Origin of the sequence: Prochlorococcus sp. MIT 1011 (genome assembly GCF_047305235.1) — a bacterium.
Taxonomy (GTDB): domain Bacteria; phylum Cyanobacteriota; class Cyanobacteriia; order PCC-6307; family Cyanobiaceae; genus Prochlorococcus_B.
Genome location: NZ_CP138983.1, coordinates 929,981 through 948,138, shown reverse-complemented (window position 1 = coordinate 948,138; position 18,158 = coordinate 929,981). Strand labels below are relative to the sequence as shown.

Here is an 18,158-nt window from a genome sequence, read left to right as displayed (position 1 = left end):
TAAGTCATAAGGGTTATGAGAATCGAATCAAAGCTCTGCCACATATCTGAAAATAAATCTGTTGTTCAAGTAAATGGTTGGCTTAATGGCAGGAATTTAGGAAGTGCTCTAGCAGAAGGGACAACAGTAGAAGAAGCAGAAGATAAAGCAATATCAAGACTAAATAAAAGGATTAATGTAGTAACAAAAGAAGAGGCGAGTATTAATACTTCTAACGAACATAAAAGCATAACTCCAATGAAAATTGAACTTCCTAATAGTGAAAAGACTAAATTACCTAAAAGAGATAAGGTTGAGAACATTAATATCAATCATGAGCCAAGTGATTGGAGTAGGGAATTAACAGCGATAGATGCAGAGATTGAACGGCTAAAATGGTCTAGAGATGATGAAATAAATTACCTTGAAAAAACATTAGGTTATAATAATCGAAATAAAATAACTAACTATACTGATATAGTGAAGTATCTAAGTCTATTAAAAAAGACTGATATCCAAAATCCATTAAAAGTAGCAAATGGGAATCTTAATACTTTAATAGAAGAGTCTGACATTATACTTAGAGATTTATCATGGGATCATAAACAGGGACGAGAATTTCTACAAAAAGAGTTTAATGTTTTAACTAGAAAGGAACTTAGTGAAACACAATTAGTATCATTTGTTGAGAAACTAAAATTGATTCGAAATCAAAATCTAGCCCATTAAGCCTTCTCAAGACGACAATTAAAATGTTAAGGTTATTTGAAGATAAATAGGTAAAAAAGAGTAGTGTCTTTAGAGTCAATAGCAAAGTATTTAGAAAAGCATCATTTAACAACTGAGTTGATTGAAAGAACAAATAGAGAAGAAAGATTAATAATAACAGGCGCGTCACGGACAGCAAAGGCATTAATCACAACTTCGCTTGCCAAAAAGGAATCCAATAGATTATTAGTTATTGTCCCAACTTTAGAGGACGCCACTAGATGGTATCCCCTTGTAAAAGATTGTGGGTGGACTAAGACATGTTTATATCCAACAAGTGAAGTCTCGCCATATGACACTACACAGGTGACCTCCGAAATCATTTGGGGTCAATTACAAGTACTAAGCGATATATTGGAATTAAAAGATGATGAGAATATTGCAATAATTGCAACCGAAAGATCATTACAACCACACCTTCCACCGTTTGACTATCTTAAAGCAAAGTGCATAAAATTGAGCGTAGGTGATGAATTAAATCTTAGTGAATTATCATTAAAATTGAGTGAATGTGGATATATAAAGTCTAATAATATAGAGCAGGAAGGAACATGGACAAGACGTGGAGATATCATTGATATTTACCCTGTTAGTAGTGAACTTCCAATTAGATTAGAGTTATTTGGTGATCATTTAGACAAGATTAAAGAATTTGATCCAATTTCGCAAAGATCATTGGATCAAATCAACAATGTATGTATAACACCCACAGGATTTGATCCACTAATCATAAATAAGCTTAAATCAATTAATAACAATGATATGTCTAGTTTATTTAATGATGATGACTTCTCTGAATTAGTTAATTCAAACAAATTGGAATCAGCAAAGAAATATTTAGGAGTTGCATTTGATAAGCCTTCATCATTATTAGATTACTTAGATGATAATACATTTATTGTAGTTGATGAGAGGCTTCAAGGTATAGCTCATGGAAATGCTTGGTATAATATCGTTAACGAAAATTATACAGATATTATTTCTAGTGTAAAAGATATTGAATCAATAAAGAATATATTTAAACCTAATCTACATAATGATATTAATGGTATATATGTTTCACTAAATAATTATAAAGGAATTGATATAACAGATTTAGAGGACACTACAAAGAAAACTAATGTCTTTAGTATTTCAAGCAAAGTTCATAAATGGCAACCTAATCAATACGGAAAAATAAGTTTATCGTTAAAAGATTATATACAAGATAAATATTCTATATGGATAATATCAGCACAACCTAGCCGAGCAGTTTCTTTGTTAGAAGAACATGAATGTATCTCAAGATTTATACCTAATAATAATGATCTTAATGCTATTAAAAATATTATAGAAGACCATATACCAGTAGCTATTAAAAATAAAAATGAGGGAGAAATTGAAGGGTTTTATCTTCCAGCCTGGAAAATTGCTCTATTAACAGATAAAGAATTTTTCGGACAACAAAATATATCTACTACTGGTTATGTAAGAAGAAGAAAACAATCACAAAGTAAAAAGATCGATCCTAATAAGATGAAACCTGGCGATTATGTTGTTCATAGAAATCATGGTATTGGTTTATTTCAGAAAATTGAAAAATTAAATGTTAATGGTGAGTCAAGAGATTACTTGGTAATAAAATACATGGACGGAAAACTAAGTGTTGCAGCCGATCAACTTGGTAGTTTAGGTAGATATAGAAGTTCAAATTCAAAAACTCCTACTATTAGTAAATTAGGAGGAGCCAATTGGAACAAAATCAAGGAAAAGGCAAAGAAATCAGTTAAGAAAGTTGCTATTGACTTAATTAAGTTATATGCAGAAAGAAGTAAAGAAAAAGGGTACAAATATCCAAGTGATGGTCCATGGCAAAACGAATTAGAAGACTCATTTCCATATGTACTTACACCTGATCAGGCAAAAGCTACATCTCAAGTCAAATCTGATATGGAAAGTGAAAAGCCTATGGATAGATTAGTTTGCGGCGACGTTGGATTTGGGAAGACAGAAGTAGCAATACGAGCAATATTTAAGGCTATTACCTCAGGAAAACAAATAGCTTTATTAGCACCAACTACAGTATTGTCTCAGCAACATTGGAGAACTATTTCTGATAGATTTGCCCCATATCCTATAAAAGTTTCTTTACTCAATAGATTTAAAACAAGTAGTGAAAAGAAACAAATAGTTAGTGGGCTAAAAGATGGACAAATTGATGCTGTTGTTGGTACACATCAGCTCTTGAATAAAAGATTAGTTTATAAGGATTTGGGACTTCTAGTTATAGATGAAGAACAACGTTTTGGAGTTAATCAAAAAGAGAAAATAAAGGAGTTAAAAAAAAGTGTTGATGTATTAACCCTGTCAGCGACACCAATTCCAAGAACTCTCTATATGAGTCTCTCTGGTGTCCGCGAAATGAGTTTAATAACAACACCTCCTCCTCTACGTAGGCCAATTAAAACTCACTTAGCACCACTCGATAATGAAATAATAAGAAGTGCTATTTCACAAGAGATTGATAGAGGTGGCCAAATATTTTACATTGTTCCTCGAATAAAAGGGATAGAAGATGTAGCAGAAAAATTAAAAATAATGATTCCAAATGTCAAATTATTGATTGCACATGGTCAAATGGAGGAGGGTGCATTAGAGAATGCAATGCTGGCATTTAATGCAGGAGAAGCAGATATTTTGCTTTGTACAACTATTGTAGAAAGTGGATTAGATATTCCTAGAGTAAATACTATTTTAATTGAAGATTCTCACAAATTCGGTTTATCTCAACTTTACCAATTGAGAGGCAGAGTAGGTCGTAGTGGAGTACAAGCTCATGCTTGGTTATTTTATCCAAGCGATGAGAAATTAAATGAGACTTCAAGACAACGCTTAAAGGCTATAAAAGAATTTAGTGATTTGGGCAGTGGTTATCAGTTAGCCATGAGGGACATGGAAATTAGAGGCGTTGGAAATATCTTAGGTATTGAACAAAGCGGACAAATGGAAACAATAGGATTTGATTTGTATATGGAACTATTGCATGAATCTATTGCTGAAATACAAGGGCAAGACATTCCTACTGTTGACGATACTCAAATAGATCTACCTGTTACAGCTTTTATACCTGGAGATTGGATAACTGATCCAGATGAAAAAATAAATGCTTATAGATTAGCCACACAATGTGAAAACAATGATTCGTTGGTTCAATTTGCTAGCAACTTGGTTGATAGATATGGAACATTACCAAAAGCAGTTGAATCCTTAATAGAAGTAATGAAACTAAAAATAATCGCTAAAAAGTGTGGCTTCTCAAGAATTAAGTTATCTAAACCAAATGTTGAGCTTGAGACAATGATGGATGAGCCCGCCTTCAAGTTACTAAGAAAAGGTTTGGCTAATCATCTACATGGAAGATTTATTTACAAGAAAGGGGATAGGTGTTCAACTGTGACCATTCGAGGTCTCGGAATCTTGGATAGCGATAAACTTCTAGACCAACTAACAGAATGGCTAAAGCTAATGAATTCAGAAATAAACGCCCAATAAATCAAATACTCAATTCAGAAAAATAGGAATGTCAATTAATCAATTGGTTGAACAAAATTTATTAAAAGAAAAAGATTGCTATAGTCACCAAAATTTGAGTATTGTTACCTTGGGTGAAGTAATAGAAATTAGTTCAAACCAGTATGGGCTTAGTCTTTTTAGCGGAATGATAAGTCTTTTAGCTTTAGGGGTGTATACACTTTTGACTGTAGACGCCGGAAACGACGATGATGATTCCGACTCTGGAAGTGGTGGTTTGATGCAACCAGTCAATTAATTGGAGCATCAATTAGGTATTAGGTTTGAAAGTCTCTCTCTAAAATCACCCTTAGCAATACCTCCTTTAATCTCACCAATAATTTCAAATTCTCCCTCAGGATCATTAACTAATAGATAAGTCGGCCAGCCCATACCTTCTTTGGTAGGATATTGCTTTAATAATATTGGTCTATATTTTCTATAAACCACTGTATCTTGTAGTTTTACGCTAATAAATTCTAGACCTAATTCAGTCGCAACTTTAGAATCAAAGAAGCTCATCCTGTGACAAGTTCCACAATCCTCAGAACTAAATTTAATTAGAGAACAGGACATAAAAATAATCTATTATGAACTTATAGTAAATATAAGTATTAATAAAAACTATTTCAGTAATTAGACTTATTGTTTCTTGCAATAACTGAAAAAAAAGGATCACTCTCAGATGAGTAAAACCCAAAAAGCTTTTTATCATGAGTTTTTTCATTTAATATTTTTTCAATTCTCCATCCATTAGATATAAGGACACTAGTTACATATTTAATTCGTTTTTCCTCTGAAGAATATGTCCAGATGTTTGGAGCTTTGGTCCAGAATGCTCGATTAGTGAAGGAGATTATCAAAAATGAATCAGATTTGATAATTCTAGATAGTTCTAATGAAACTTTTTCAGGATATTGAAGATATTGCCATCCTGCAACGATCAAACCAGCATCAATAGATGAATCTTCAATTGGCATATTTTGTTTCATATTTAAATTTTGGACCCAAAACTTGTCAAGTCTTTTATTAGAACCTAATTCAGCTTCATTCATCCCATGACCAATAACTTTTTTATATCTAATATTTGACGGTAAATGGCTTACCCAACTACTCATTAAATCTAGAATTACGTGATGCTTGAGTAGATACTCTGAGTACAAGTTGGTAAGTCGAGTTCTGAAGGAATCGCTAAGGTGATGAACATATCTCGGTTGTTGATAAAATATTTGATCATCGGCAATATCCATTTTCTCTCTATCATTAATTGAAAGTTTCATCTAAATTAAATTTTTTATTAATATTAGAACATTGTTAATTTATTTGAGGTATTTGATCACGTTATAAAAATATAGAAAATCTAAGGAATTGACTATATTGATTTTTAATTGATAAATATAAAAGAAAAATACATTGGAAAGTTAAATAATAATATGTTATTTAGTTTTATTAGATAACACCTCTGTAGAATTGACACTTTCTCTTAAGTCTAATTTATTATTTGTTGGAATAAATACCAATAAAGTATTAGTAAATAGAAATATAATAAGAGCATAAAAAAAATTGGACTTCTTGCTTGAATTAATCGAACTACTTCGTATATATTTCTTGCTAAAGGGTCTTTCCTTATTGATATCCCATTTAATATTAAATCTAGGATCAAAAATTAAAAGATCTAGACATCGTGTTAGGTCTGATAATTCAGAGTCATCTAAAATTATTTCTAGTGGCTTAACATCTTTCTTTGTACTATTAAGTAATAATTTATGACTAATACCGAAAGGAGATATTTTCACAATTTTATTATTAGAAATAAATGTTTTTTGAATTCCAGAAATATAAGATCTTGAGTATTGAAGTATTGCTTGCATTAAATTATCAAGATGTTCTTTCTCTCCTTCAAGTTGAGGGGATCCAATTATTTTCAATGTCCATGAAGAAATGATACCAATAGTATCTTTTGTGTCTCCATTAGAAACATCAGGCATGCCAGCAAGTTCTAGGGAAGTAGAATTTTGATCAAATCTATAAGATAAGTTAATCATTTAATTTTATGATTGGTGATATAAAGATGCCTTTAAGCGATTAGCTCCTCCTTTCCCACAGGATAGAGAGAGTATGACTAATAACTCTCTAAAAAATTGATTATTATCATCACTTAGTAATGAGGCAATATAACTACGTTGAATATTCATCCTTTCGCGAATAAGTGATTTCAGACGTTTAGAAAATAAAGTCCATCTCTCTTCATTAAGTGTCTTAGATTCTTTTGAGGAAAGTAATTGCCTAATAAGGGGATAGAGATTTTCTGACATAGATGAAATTAGTTCAACAAGGGAATCAATTTGTTCAAAAGATAGAGATGAAAATGAATATGTATTCCTAAAAGGGTTAGAACATCTCATTTTCCAAAACAGAACTCTGTTAGAAAATTCATCAGACAAGCCAATTTTTTTAGCCTTTAATAAAAGGGAGTCGGTTGCATTGATTTGAAGTGTTTCAATAACTAAAAGCAAAAAATCAATTTTTTTCGGAGCATCATTTGCTATTACACAATTATCAAAAATCTTGGAAGCGGTTTTATCAAGATTATTTGAGCCAGTATTGAGGTATTCATTTTGCGAAGCAACTAAATTGGATTTATTCATACTTTAAATAATGACAGCAGTTTGAAGATTGGCTAGCTTTATTGTTAGTTTTATAAAATTGCACACCAGTATTTGTAAATAATGGAAAAATATTAGAAATATATAAATGAAATAAAAGATTTTCCAAAAGAAGGGATAGTCTAAAAGACCTAAACACCCTATATAAAGAGCCAAAGATATGGAATGAATTAATGTTGCTTCTACAAAAGCTAATATTTACTACAAAACCAGATTATATAGCTGGTATAGAATCAAGGGGATTTATTACAGCATCTGCATTAGCATTTAAAGTTGAGGTGGGTTTTATTCAAATCAGAAAACCCAATAAACTACCAGTAGAAGTAATAGGTGTTTAATTATAAGCTTGAGTATGGTGAAGACAGATTAGAAATCCAACAGAATTCAATAGAAAAAGATAGTAGAGTTATAGTTATGCTAGTAGATGATTTGCTTGCTACAGCAGGAACTGCAGAAGCCACAGGTAAATTGATAAGAAAGCTGAAGCTAATTTAATTGCATACGCTTTTCTCGTAGAATTAACTAAACTTAAAGGAAGAAATAAATTAGAAGCTAATGCATTTGTAAAAAGTATAATCAAATATTAGTTATCTTTTAACCACAAAAGTATTATATTTAGTTGAGAGATTGTGATCAGTCCATAACTCCACATGACAATAGGTAATGGAGAGTTTTCCAAAGAACATCTTTTAATTCCTAATTCCAATGCACTTTGACTTACACCAAGTTTATCGATAATAAAGTTACATAATTCATCCGAGGGCGGATGAATAAGATTCATTTTACTTGTCATTTATATATAATACAATTAAAATCCATTAGTCATAATATTAAGTATAAATTTTCGTATGATAGTAGATTTTTTTAAAATATAGAAAATAAATCTTTTTGGTAGCTTACATATTTCAAAATTACATCTAGAATATCTTACTAAAATATCAGTTAAAATAGATATAGATAAAACATCAACAAATCTTGATAGTGAATATATTACTGGAATAAATGAATGATTATTTTTTAATAAAGGTACTGAAATTATTTTTGATAAGGAATCAACATCTCTCCAGCATAGATTTAAGCCTTGACCACCTACAGGATGTACTTTGTGAGCAGTTTCTCCTATAAAAATATATTTGCCTGAAAAAAATGAATAATTAAAAATAAAGTTGATAGGAAAGGAGCAAGGTTCATCGATAATAGTATCTGGCTCAATACCATAGGGAAGTATTGTTGATAAATAATCTAAAAATAAAGATTTTGATAAACCCATATTATATTTGCCTTTTTCAATTGACTGACTACAGATAATTTGAAACAAGTCCCCGCCTAGAGGTAAAACAGCAAAGGGACCTTCAGAGTTTAATATTTCAAAGGCTTCATTGGAATTTACACCTCTTACTAACACTTTAGCAGTAATACATATTTGATCATAATTAAAATTAAAAGATGGAGTTTTAAGCTTCTTTTTTGTAGTTGAACTTGATCCATCAGCAGCAACAATTAAGTCGTAATTATTTGTATTAGGTATAACAGATGTAGGAATTTTATTGATATTATCTATATCTGATATAAATTCCAATATTGAAGACATAATTTTTCTATGTTCTGCAATCCATCCAACAGCCAAATATTTTTGCTCAGTATTATTTAAATCATTAACAAGGAATTGAAAATTGTTATTTGTTTCATTATCGATGACATTAAGATATTGAAAAGCACAAAGATGAGAAACTAAATATGGCCATATTCCAATTTTCTCTAATATCTTTCTAGAGGAATGTGTAATAGCGTAAGTTCGATCTCTATTTATAAGTTCTTCATCAGATAATCTTTCATATAGATCAACTCTAGCGCCAGCATTTGCTAATGATATTGCTGCCAATGATCCAGTTAATCCAGAGCCAATAATTGCTATATTCATAAAGATTATTATATCAGTTATTACAGATAATAATTATCTTAAGATTTTCCTATTAACAAATTCCTCAAATGCAGGACGAAGAAGATAAGGATAAGAACCTACCCATAAATTTATCTCTGGGCACCAGGCATCACTTATTTCTTCAATCCTGTCAAAATCTCTTCTATTACTAAAAACAACACAGTTAATTCTCATTCCTTTAGTAAGGATGTTGAACCTATTCTTTAAAGGGAAACTTATATTACCTATAAATCCATCTTCATCTTCTATATCTAAAACGACAAATGTTCGTTTCTTCTCTAACACCTCTAACCTTCCATCTTTATTTGCTTGTTCCTGTTGATTCTCTACCCTATCTTCTACATAAACATCAGAAATATAACCATCAACTAAAGCTGAGAAAGAGAAACTTTTAAACTTTGAATTTTTTCTACTGGCTTCAAGAATTGGTCCCCACAAAATATATAAAATAAAAATTACACCTAAAACCAACCACAAAGAATAAAACTGACTTGTGACTTGACTTTGGCTGATAAGTAGAGTTATTACCCCTCCAATTGCTGAAATCATAATCCGTTGAAAAACCTTCTGAGGATTACCCAAAGCAGAGTTAAATTGATTCCCTGTTGCTACAGAAGGGATCAATTTATTTATCTCATTTTGCTTAATAGGAAATAACATTTGTAGTTATAACTATAGGATTTTCTCTAATCCGTATACCAATTTATTAAATGATCTGATTTTTTTAACTACTATGAGTACTCCAGGCATATAAGAAGAGCGGTCGATAGTGTTGTGAGCTAATTCATAAGTCTCTCCATTTGAGCCAAACATGACTTGTTGATGAGCAACAAGTCCGGGTAATCTTACGGAATGAAGTCTTAAACCACTAGGACGATATCCACCTCGAGACCCTTCGATAGATTCCTCTTCGTCTACTAATGGTTTATTAAAATATGAGCGTTGCTCCTCAATCAATTCAGCAGTTTTAATACAAGTTCCACTTGGGGCGTCAGCTTTTTTGTTGTGATGCATTTCGGTTAATTCAGCGAACTCATAAAAACGTGCTGCAGCTGCAGCTGCTTGTTGAAGCAAAACCATACCTACTGAAAAGTTTGGAATAATAGCTGAACCAAGAGAGGCCTTATCTGCAAATTTAGAGAGATCATCCAATTGATCTGAAGTAATGCCAGTGGTACCTATTACAGGATGAACCCCATAAGCAATTGATGTGCGTGTATGTCTATATGCAACCTTGGGATGTGTGAAATCAACTAGAACAGCACCATTATTTGATCCATCTTTTGGAACGTTCTGGCTTGCAGCACACAAAGAACCTTCAAAATCACTTGAAAGAAATACATTTAATGGTCCTAAACCTATCAATGATCCAATATCTTGACCTTCCTTTTCCTTCTGTGTATCAATTGCTCCAACTAGTTGATAATCCTTGGATGAATTAATTGCTTTAATAACCTCTGATCCCATGCGCCCTAAAGCTCCTGCAACTAAAACAGGTATTGATTGATTAGCAGAACTCATTGATTTTTTTTCTACAATTATATTTGATATCCCTTGTAACAGGGATTAACTAAATAACACACTAAAGGGCAACTGAACACTAAGCTTGGTCGAATTCCTATAGAAGAAAAGATGTTTACACAGGTTCGCTCAGCCAATCGCAGAGTCTCACCTGTAGAGAATCACAAGCACAAAGCTGTCATGAAAGCTGTTTATGTGGTTCTGGAGCCTCAATACCAGAATGCTCTTACACAGGCTGCAAACTCATTAAATTCACAAAATGGTCCTATAGGAATAGAACTTAATGGATATTTAATTGAAGAACTTAGAGATACAGCCAATTATGAAAGCTTTAAAAAAGATATAGAGAATGCTGATTTATTCGTAGCTTCATTGATCTTCATTGAAGATTTGGCACAAAAAGTAGTTGAAGCAGTTGAACCTCATAAAGAAAACCTTAAAGCGGCTGTGGTATTTCCATCAATGCCAGAAGTGATGAGGCTGAACAAATTGGGAACTTTTTCTATGGCCCAATTAGGACAAAGTAAAAGCATAATTGGCGATTTCATGAAGAAGAGGAAAGAAGCAGGTGGTGCTGGATTTCAAGATTCAATGTTGAAGCTTCTTAATACTCTGCCCTCAATTCTTAAGTATCTGCCTGTAGATAAGGCTCAAGATGCTCGTAGCTTTATGCTTAGTTTTCAGTATTGGCTAGGTGGAACGCCAGATAATCTTAGAAATTTCCTACTAATGCTTGGAGACAAATATGTTTTTCCAGAATTAAATGTAGAAGAAGAAAAAATTGAAGTTGCAGAGCCAGAGGTTTTTCCAGATTTAGGAATTTGGCATCCTTTAGCCCCAAATATGTTTGAAGATAAAAAAGAATATCTTAATTGGACTGCTTCTAGAGATGACCTATCAAACAAGGCTAAAGAAGGTCCAGTAATTGGACTCGTTCTCCAAAGAAGTCATATTGTTACTGGAGATGATGCCCACTACGTTGCAGTAATTCAAGAACTGGAATACAGGGGAGCAACAGTTATACCAATCTTTTGTGGTGGATTAGATTTTTCTAAGCCAGTAAATGAATTTTATTACGATCCAATTAACACCGAGAAACCAATTGTAGACGGCGTTGTTTCTCTTACAGGCTTTGCACTAGTAGGAGGTCCTGCAAGACAAGATCATCCGAGAGCAGTAGAGGCTTTAAAGAAACTAAATCGACCTTATATGGTTGCTCTTCCACTTGTTTTCCAAACGACACAAGAATGGGAAGGGAGTGATCTAGGTCTTCATCCAGTTCAAGTTGCACTTCAGATTGCAATCCCAGAATTAGATGGTGCTATTGAGCCAATAGTTTTATCTGGTCGAGATGATGCAACTGGCAAAGCTCATACTCTCCAAGACAGAGTAGACGCAATAGCAGAAAGAGCAATTAGATGGTCATCACTGAGAATTAAAAAACGTGTGCAGAAGAAATTAGCTATTACTGTATTTAGTTTTCCACCTGATAAAGGAAATGTTGGTACAGCTGCATATTTAGATGTCTTTGGCTCTATTTATAGAGTTTTAGAAGAAATGAAGGAAAAAGGTTATGACATAAAAGATTTACCAAAGAATCCAAAAGAATTGATGGAGTCATTAATAAATGATCCTGAAGCTTTACAAGGATCTCCTGAATTATCAATAGCTCATCGAATGAGTGTAAAAGAATATGAGAAATTAACTCCATATTCTGAAAGGCTAGAAGAGAACTGGGGAAAGCCACCAGGAAATTTAAATAGTGACGGTCAAAATCTTCTTATATATGGTAAGGAATTTGGGAATGTATTTGTTGGAGTACAACCAACTTTTGGATATGAAGGTGATCCTATGAGATTACTTTATTCCAGAAGTGCTAGTCCTCACCATGGTTTTGCAGCTTATTATACTTATCTAGAAAAAGTATGGAAAGCGGACGCAGTCCTTCATTTTGGAACTCACGGATCGCTTGAATTCATGCCCGGTAAACAAATGGGTATGAGTGAGACTTGTTATCCCGATTCATTAATTGGAGGTCTGCCAAATCTTTATTACTACGCAGCAAATAATCCTTCCGAAGCAACTATCGCAAAAAGAAGAGGATATGCATCAACAATTAGTTATTTAACTCCCCCCGCTGAAAATGCTGGATTATATAAAGGTCTTAAAGAGCTTGGAGAGTTAGTTGGTTCTTATCAACAATTACGAGAAAGTGGACGAGGAGTTCAAATTGTTAACGCAATAGTTGAAACATCCAAGAAATGTAATCTTGATGAAGATGTAAAACTACCTGAAAAAGATGCCTCTGAATTAGAAATTGATGAAAGAGATTTGGTAGTTGGAAATGTTTATAAGCAATTGATGGAAATAGAAAGCAGATTATTACCTTGCGGCTTACACACTATTGGGAAACCTGCCACTGCAGAAGAAGCTATTGCAACCTTGGTAAGTATCGCATCAATAGAAAGAGAAGATGATGGAATCAGATCTTTACCAGGATTATTAGCAGAATCTAAAGGCAAATCAATTGAGGAAGTCTATGAAGGTAATAACAAGGGCAAGTTAGAAGATGTTGAGCTTAATAAATTAATTACAGAAACATCTAGAGAAGCAGTTGGTTCAATGGTTAAGTCCCTAACAGGTAGAGATGGAAGAGTAAATATGAAGAAGAATTTTTGGACCCTAATTGTTGAGTTCTTGAGAGGGATTGGTTTCTCAATCCCATCACCATGGCAATCTTCTGCTAGGAAAGCGGGTTTTGAGAATGTAAATGTAAGTTCACTAGATAAATTGTTTGACTATTTGAGATTTTGTTTAGAACAAATATGTGCAGATAAAGAAATGGAGAGCCTTCTAAAAGCTCTAGACGGAGATTATGTAATTCCTGGTCCAGGTGGAGATCCGATAAGGAACCCTGGAGTATTACCAAGTGGTAAAAATATTCATGCATTAGATCCCCAGTCAATTCCAACAGTAGCCGCTGTTGCATCAGCTAAAGGTGTTGTTGACAAACTTATTGAACGACAAAAAGAAGAACAAGGTACATGGCCTGAAACTATTGCGTGCGTGCTATGGGGTACTGATAACATTAAAACTTATGGAGAATCATTAGCTCAAATACTTTGGTTTGTTGGTGTAAAACCAAAGCCAGACTCTGTAGGAAGGGTAAATAAATTAGAGCTTCTTTCTCTTGAAGAATTAGGAAGACCAAGAATTGATGTAGTCGTTAACTGTTCTGGGGTATTTAGGGATTTGTTTATTAATCAAATGGCTTTAATTGACCAAGCAGTAAAAATGGCTGCAGAGGCAGATGAGCCACTTGATCAAAATTTCGTAAGAAAACATACCCTTGAGCAAGCAGAAAAGGAAGGAAAAAGCATTAGAGAGTCTGCAAGTAGAGTATTTTCAAATGCTAGTGGAAGTTATAGCTCTAATGTAAATTTGGCGGTAGAGAATTCGACATGGGAAGAAGAGAATGAGTTACAAGAAATGTATCTTTCAAGAAAAACCTATGCTTTCAATGCTGATAATCCAGGAGAGATGAACCAGGACAGAGATGTTTTTGAATCAGTAATGAAAACCGCAGATGTGACATTCCAAAATCTGGATTCTTCAGAAATATCTTTAACTGATGTAAGTCATTATTTTGACTCTGATCCAACTAATTTAATTAAAAATCTTAGGGAAGATGGAAAAGCACCAAGTAGTTACATAGCAGATACAACTACAGCAAATGCTCAAGTTAGATCATTAAGTGAAACTATTAGATTAGATTCTAGAACAAAATTACTTAACCCTAAATGGTATGAAGGGATGCTTAAGTCAGGATATGAGGGGGTAAGGGAGGTATCTAATAGACTTAATTACACATTGGGATGGAGTGCTACCAGTGGACAGGTAGATAATTTTGTATATGAAGAGTCAAATGAAACTTTTATAAATGATCCAGAGATGAGGAAGAGATTGATGGAATTAAATCCACATAGTTTTAGAAGAATAGTAGGTACATTATTAGAAGTTAATGGTAGAGGTTATTGGGAAACATCAGATGAAAATATTGAACAATTAAAAGAACTTTATCAAGAAGTAGAAGATAGAATTGAAGGAGTTAATACTGAAGATTAGTTATATATCAAATAATTGAATTTGTCATTTTGACAACTTGTGAAATTTCTTTAACATCATGTACTCTTAGAATATCAATACCAGCAATAACACATCTAGAGGCTACAGCAGCGGTGCCAAATATTCTTTTACTCGGGTCAGATTCATCAATAACTGATCCGATAAATCTTTTCCTAGAAGCTCCTATTAATATCGGATTGTTCATAGAAGAAAAAACTTCTAGATTTCGAAGCAAAGTTAAGTTTTGATCGACATTTTTAGCAAAACCAATACCAGGATCAATAATAACTTGTTCATTTTTAATACCTACTGAAAGTGCTAAATCAATTTGATTGGATAATTCATTTTTTACATCTAAAACAACGTTTTTATATTTGGCTAGAGAATCCATTGTCTTACTATTTCCACGACTATGAGTCAAAACATAAGGGCAATCTTTGTCAGCAATAACATTAAACATTTCAGGATCATGACGTCCACCAGTGACATCATTAATCCAATCAGCTCCAACATTTAACACTTTCTTAGCTACAGAATGATGAAATGTGTCTACAGAAATTGGAATATTAGGATGTAATCTTTTTAATTCTTTTATTAAAGGAACCAATCTTTTTATCTCAGTTTCAGGGCCAATCTCAGATGCTCCAGGTCGTGTGCTCTGTGCTCCAATATCTAAAATATGAGCACCTTGCTTAATGCATAATGATGCATGATTAATTGCAGCTGGTAGCTCACAATAAAGGCCTCCATCACTAAATGAATCATCAGTGACGTTTACTATTGCCATTAAATGGGTTTCATTTTCCCAATATTTTGGCCAATACTTATTAAGTTGATTCGTAGTTAGCAATTCTTGCAAAATTTTTAGGATCTAAAGAGGCGCCACCAACCAAGACACCATCAATATCAGACATAGACATTATCTCATCAATATTATTTGATTTAACTGATCCACCATATTGAATAATGACTTCTTCGAAACCAATCCATTTACGTATCATCCCACAAATTCTATTGGCTTCATGTGATTCACACGTTTTTCCTGTTCCAATAGCCCATATGGGCTCATAAGCAACTATTAGCCTTTTTACATCAATTCCTTCAAGTCCTTGATCAACTTGTCTTCTAATAACTCTTTCAGCTTCTCCAAGCTCTCTTTGTTGAAAAGTTTCTCCAACGCAAACAATTGGAATTAATTGATGATCTTGTGCAGATTTAGCTCTCTTATTTATCTGTTCATCACTTTCACTAAAATATTTTCTTGGCTCACTATGTCCGACAATTGCACATTTAACAGAAAGTTCATTAAGCATTAGTGGGGAGACCTCTGCTGTATATGCCCCACTGTCCTCCCAGTGAACATTCTGACTAGATAATGAAAGATATTCGCTTTTATCTTTAATAAGCTCAGATAGAGGGTATATAGCTGTAAATGGAGGTGCTATAACAACCTCTCTATCTTTTTTTGGTATATCTTTCAACAAGGGAATTAATACACGCATGTACTCAATAGCCTCAGTACATGTCATGTTCATCTTCCAATTCCCTGCGATGACCGGTTTACGCACTCTGCTAGCTCCTCATTTTTCGCTTCTTGCCAACTTACGGCCTAGAGGATCAGAATTTGGAACAATGTATGTTTCATTAGCAAAAATAATTTGATCACCATCAATTAATTTTCGACCTCTTCTATTCTCTACAATGCCATTTACAGATATTTTTCCCGATTTAATAATCATTTTCGCCTCTCCTCCAGTCTGAACGATCCCCGTAAATTTTAGGTATTGATCTAATTTCATTTACTACTTTTGAATTAAACATTGATAGTTTGATGCAATGAACAAAAAAATCAAAATAAATGCTATTTACCTGATAAGGAGACTAAAAGTACATTTGCCTGTACTAATACTTGGTGGTATTAGCATGCTTGTATATGTAATTTGCTGGCCGATTCTTGCATGGTTGTCAGGCAAGTTAATACCGGCCATAGGGCAAGGAAATACAAAACAGGTTTTAATTGTAATTTTACAAGCACTAATTGTTTTTATCATTCAAAAAACAGCACAATATCTCCAAGATAGTCTTCTTGCAAAACCGGCATTAGCACTTAGTCAAGATCTCCGATCTACTCTTTTTAGAAAACTTCAAAAAACAAATATTCTATTAATAGAAAAACTCTCTTCTGGAGATATTGCATACAGACTTACTGAAGATGTTGATCGAGTTGGTGAGGTTATTTATAAAACAATTCAGGATACAACACCATGTGTATTTCAGTTATTAGCAGTATTTGGTTATATGATATCTATTGATTGGAATTTATCACTTTCAACAATTATATTAGCTCCCTTAATTGCTTTATTGGTAAGCGATTTTGGAGGAAGAGTACTAAAAGCATCTGAACAAAGTCAGAATAAAATTAGCTCTTTAGCAGCTTTGCTATCAGAAGCTATCCAAGGTTTACCAATGGTAAAAGCATTTGCAGTTGAAGAATGGTTGCAAAGAGATTTTGATAAACAAGTTAAATTACACAAAGAGGCAAAATATAAAATGCTTACACTTGTAGCCCTTCAGCACCCAATTGTAGGTTTAATAGAAATAATAGGTATTTTGAGTATACTTACAATTGGTACTTATAGAATACAAACTGGAGGAATTTCAAATCAAGAATTTGGTAGTTATTTTACTGCATTAATTATGTTAATAGACCCAATAAGTCACATAACAGTAAACTATAACGAATTGAAGCAAGGAGAAGCTTCACTAAGAAGGTTAAATGAATTAACAACTAATCCATTAGAAAGATCTACATCTAATTTAGGTATAATTCCAGATAAAATACAAGGAAGATTATCTTTTAATAATGTATTTTTTTCGTATAATGATAAAACTAATGTAATAAAAGATATAGATTTAGAGATAGACAGTGGTAAAATAATGGCTTTAGTTGGTCCATCAGGAGCAGGGAAAAGTACAATCTTTTCATTAATATTAAAATTTATAGAACCAAATAAAGGATCTATTTTTATTGATGACTATAAATTAAATGCAATTAATACTAACTCGCTGAGAAAATTGATAGCGATTGTTCCACAAAAAACATATATATTCTCTGGGACCATAGCTGAAGCTATAAGGTTTGGAAGACAAACTACAAGGGAAAATATTATTAAGGCTGCTAAAATTGCCAATGCTCATGAATTTATCGAACAATTTCCTGATGGTTACGAAACATACATAGAAGAAAGAGGTAGCAATCTATCAGGAGGTCAATTACAAAGAATATCCATAGCAAGAGCTCTTCTAGGTGATCCAACAATTTTATTACTAGATGAAGCCACAAGTGCTTTAGATGCGGAAGCAGAGGAATCTGTTCAGAAAGGGCTTCAACAAGCAATGAATAATCGAACGGTTCTTGTAATCGCTCATAGATTATCAACAATCCAAAAAGCAGATAAAATAGCCGTAATCGAAAAAGGGAGAGTGTGTGAGGTAGGAAAACATAATGATTTAATCAAGAGAAATGGAAGGTATAAAGATTTTTGCGATAAACAGTTTATTGAGAGTTATTGAAAATATATTTAATGCTATATTTTAATTGAATCAAA

At 32.9% G+C, this 18,158-nt stretch carries 16 protein-coding genes and 1 pseudogene; 6 read left to right on the top strand and 11 right to left on the bottom strand.

What is annotated here, in order from left to right:
* Positions 1-15: 15 nt before the first annotated feature.
* From SIB75_RS05960 to SIB75_RS05950, 3 genes are all read left to right on the top strand, one after another.
* Positions 16-708 carry a hypothetical protein gene (locus SIB75_RS05960; RefSeq protein WP_413684709.1) on the top strand — a complete coding sequence of 231 codons (693 nt, stop codon included), beginning with the start codon at positions 16-18 and terminating at the stop codon, positions 706-708.
* Positions 709-771: 63 nt separating this feature from the next.
* Entirely contained in the window at positions 772-4,278 is a 3,507-nt protein-coding gene (gene mfd / locus SIB75_RS05955) for a transcription-repair coupling factor (RefSeq protein ID WP_413684708.1), read from the top strand.
* A gap of 28 nt (positions 4,279-4,306) precedes the next feature.
* The gene (locus SIB75_RS05950; protein WP_413684706.1) at positions 4,307-4,555 is read left to right on the top strand and encodes a hypothetical protein; all 249 of its coding nucleotides are present in this window, start codon (positions 4,307-4,309) and stop codon (positions 4,553-4,555) included.
* Between the two features lie 8 nt (positions 4,556-4,563).
* Here the strand turns inward: SIB75_RS05950 and SIB75_RS05945 are convergent, their stop codons facing one another.
* The 4 genes from SIB75_RS05945 to SIB75_RS05930 all read right to left on the bottom strand — a co-directional run bounded on the left by SIB75_RS05945 (position 4,564) and on the right by SIB75_RS05930 (position 6,944).
* Positions 4,564-4,872 carry a thioredoxin family protein gene (locus tag SIB75_RS05945; protein ID WP_413684705.1) on the bottom strand — a complete coding sequence of 103 codons (309 nt, stop codon included), beginning with the start codon at positions 4,870-4,872 and terminating at the stop codon, positions 4,564-4,566.
* Positions 4,873-4,925: 53 nt separating this feature from the next.
* A complete protein-coding gene (locus SIB75_RS05940; protein ID WP_413684704.1) occupies positions 4,926-5,576 on the bottom strand; it encodes an SAM-dependent methyltransferase in 651 nt (216 codons plus the stop codon).
* A 156-nt stretch (positions 5,577-5,732) separates the two neighbouring features.
* Entirely contained in the window at positions 5,733-6,341 is a 609-nt protein-coding gene (locus tag SIB75_RS05935) for a DUF4335 domain-containing protein (RefSeq protein ID WP_413684703.1), read from the bottom strand.
* A 6-nt stretch (positions 6,342-6,347) separates the two neighbouring features.
* Positions 6,348-6,944, bottom strand: a complete 597-nt coding sequence (locus tag SIB75_RS05930) for a DUF3038 domain-containing protein (protein ID WP_413684702.1) — start codon at positions 6,942-6,944, stop codon at positions 6,348-6,350.
* A 102-nt stretch (positions 6,945-7,046) separates the two neighbouring features.
* Here SIB75_RS05930 and SIB75_RS05925 point away from each other — a divergent pair.
* Positions 7,047-7,549: pseudogene (locus tag SIB75_RS05925) on the top strand (adenine phosphoribosyltransferase).
* On the opposite strand, the gene SIB75_RS05920 reads toward SIB75_RS05925, so the two are convergent.
* From SIB75_RS05920 to dapB, 4 genes are read right to left on the bottom strand one after another with little or no spacing between them, the layout of a single operon-like run.
* Entirely contained in the window at positions 7,546-7,755 is a 210-nt protein-coding gene (locus SIB75_RS05920) for a DUF2949 domain-containing protein (RefSeq protein WP_413684701.1), read from the bottom strand. The pseudogene SIB75_RS05925 and the gene SIB75_RS05920 sit on opposite strands and share 4 nt — an antisense overlap.
* A gap of 15 nt (positions 7,756-7,770) precedes the next feature.
* Positions 7,771-8,883, bottom strand: coding sequence for an FAD-dependent monooxygenase (locus tag SIB75_RS05915; RefSeq protein WP_413684700.1), 1,113 nt, complete (start codon positions 8,881-8,883; stop codon positions 7,771-7,773).
* Positions 8,884-8,916: 33 nt separating this feature from the next.
* Positions 8,917-9,564 carry a hypothetical protein gene (locus tag SIB75_RS05910; protein ID WP_413684699.1) on the bottom strand — a complete coding sequence of 216 codons (648 nt, stop codon included), beginning with the start codon at positions 9,562-9,564 and terminating at the stop codon, positions 8,917-8,919.
* Positions 9,565-9,576: 12 nt separating this feature from the next.
* On the bottom strand, positions 9,577-10,425 hold the full coding sequence (dapB, locus tag SIB75_RS05905; protein ID WP_413684698.1) for a 4-hydroxy-tetrahydrodipicolinate reductase: 849 nt from the start codon (positions 10,423-10,425) through the stop codon (positions 9,577-9,579).
* 111 nt (positions 10,426-10,536) lie between these two features.
* Here dapB and SIB75_RS05900 point away from each other — a divergent pair, with 111 nt between their 5' ends.
* On the top strand, positions 10,537-14,550 hold the full coding sequence (locus SIB75_RS05900; protein WP_413684697.1) for a magnesium chelatase subunit H: 4,014 nt from the start codon (positions 10,537-10,539) through the stop codon (positions 14,548-14,550).
* Between the two features lie 7 nt (positions 14,551-14,557).
* On the opposite strand, the gene folP is transcribed toward SIB75_RS05900, so the two are convergent.
* From folP to SIB75_RS05885, 3 genes are read right to left on the bottom strand one after another with little or no spacing between them, the layout of a single operon-like run.
* Positions 14,558-15,409, bottom strand: coding sequence for a dihydropteroate synthase (gene folP, locus SIB75_RS05895; protein WP_413684696.1), 852 nt, complete (start codon positions 15,407-15,409; stop codon positions 14,558-14,560).
* A complete protein-coding gene (tpiA, locus tag SIB75_RS05890) occupies positions 15,378-16,118 on the bottom strand; it encodes a triose-phosphate isomerase (RefSeq protein ID WP_413684695.1) in 741 nt (246 codons plus the stop codon). Before tpiA ends, folP begins: the two co-directional genes overlap by 32 nt.
* A 12-nt stretch (positions 16,119-16,130) precedes the next feature.
* Entirely contained in the window at positions 16,131-16,349 is a 219-nt protein-coding gene (locus tag SIB75_RS05885; protein ID WP_413684693.1) for an RNA-binding S4 domain-containing protein, read from the bottom strand.
* 37 nt (positions 16,350-16,386) lie between these two features.
* On the opposite strand from SIB75_RS05885, the gene SIB75_RS05880 reads away from it, so the two are divergent.
* On the top strand, positions 16,387-18,123 hold the full coding sequence (locus SIB75_RS05880; protein WP_413684692.1) for an ABC transporter ATP-binding protein: 1,737 nt from the start codon (positions 16,387-16,389) through the stop codon (positions 18,121-18,123).
* Positions 18,124-18,158: the final 35 nt, after the last annotated feature.